This window comes from Arsenicibacter sp. R0_47, assembly GCF_057652235.1.
In genome coordinates this window covers 1-1213 of sequence record NZ_JBYFCJ010000095.1, presented here as the reverse complement: position 1 = coordinate 1213, position 1213 = coordinate 1, and the positions used below count along the sequence as shown (strand labels likewise).

The following is a 1213-nucleotide window of genomic DNA, read 5'->3' as shown; positions in this document are numbered from 1 at the left end:
TTAGTATAATACTCCTGCTCAAACTGTTCAGGGCTTTTATAGCCCAGCGATGAATGCTTCCGCATCCGATTGTAGTACATTTCAATATACTCGAAGATTTCTGTTCGAGCATCCTCTACACTCAAGAACGCTCCTCCTTCCAATAATTCCGCTTTCAAGCGGCTCCAGAACGACTCAGCAAACGCATTGTCGTAGGGATCGTCGGCCCGACTCATACTGGGCCTGATGTGCCACAAGCTGATCAACTCGTGCAGATCATTTGATACATATTGACCACCCCGATCTGAGTGAGTAATCAAGCCAGGTGAGGGCTGACGTGATTGCAAGGCGTTACGAAGTGGTATGATAACCAGATCATCTTCCATATTGTCATCGACGCGCCAGCCTACGATTCGTCGCGAGAATAGATCCATCCAGCTACCCAGGTAAGCCCATTCTCCGTTGATCAAAGGCAAATAGGTGATATCACTTACCCAAATCAAATTAGGCCCTTCCGGTAAGGATTGATTCAATAAAAGATTAGGCCAGTAGCCTTTCCCATGAGTGCTATCCGTCGTACGAGGCACAAATGATTTAGGCTGAATGGGCTGTAAACCAGCTTGTTTCATAAGTGTTCGCACCTGATGCCGTCCTACTTCATGCCCTTTCTCTTTCAATTCAGCCACAATACGTCGGCTCCCGTACCGGCGCTTATGATCCGAGAAAACCTGTTCAATCAATTGCTGCTTCTTTCTCTTTTCAACCGTTGGTTTGTAGCTATCTCCTCGTTGGTAACGATAGTAAGCTGTTCGACTCAGGCCCAATACGGAACATAGAGTTTCGACCGAAAATGTATCAGACAGCGCATGAATGAGGTCATAATGTAACGTCAGGTTTGTCGGCTGAAAATGCTCAAGGCTTTTTTTAAGATCTCGCGCTCGGTTTCCAATTGCCGTACCCGATCCTTGAGTTGCTGGTTTTCCAGAGCCAGTTCACTTTGCTCACTACTTACTTTTTTTACCCCTTGGTTCTGATTCTTCCAACGGTAGATTAGATTTTCGGAAACACCTAACGCCTTTGAAACATAGGCGGCAGTCTGGCCGTTGGCCAACATTTTGACGACTTCGTTTTTGAAGTCAGCGTCATACTTACGCCGGGTTTTAGGTCTGCTTAGTTGCTGCATGATCTTGCGAAGTTAAGCAAGTTCACTGTGCCGATAAATTAGACCATCTCA

The 1213-nt window shown here is 46.2% G+C and carries 2 protein-coding genes; both read right to left on the bottom strand.

Annotated elements, in window-relative coordinates:
- Positions 1–851, bottom strand: an 851-nt coding sequence (locus AC23NW_RS36145; protein WP_487455573.1) for an IS3 family transposase, incomplete at its 3' end; no start/stop codon positions are given.
- A 17-nt stretch (positions 852–868) separates the two neighbouring features.
- Positions 869–1162, bottom strand: a complete 294-nt coding sequence (locus AC23NW_RS36140; protein ID WP_487455571.1) for a transposase — start codon at positions 1160–1162, stop codon at positions 869–871.
- Positions 1163–1213 lie beyond the last annotated feature (51 nt).

What these genes read in the sequence shown, in the direction of transcription:
- AC23NW_RS36140 (WP_487455571.1), bottom strand. Translation starts at nt 1,162, where the DNA reads ATGCAGCAACTAAGCAGACCTAAAACCCGGCGTAAGTATGACGCTGAC.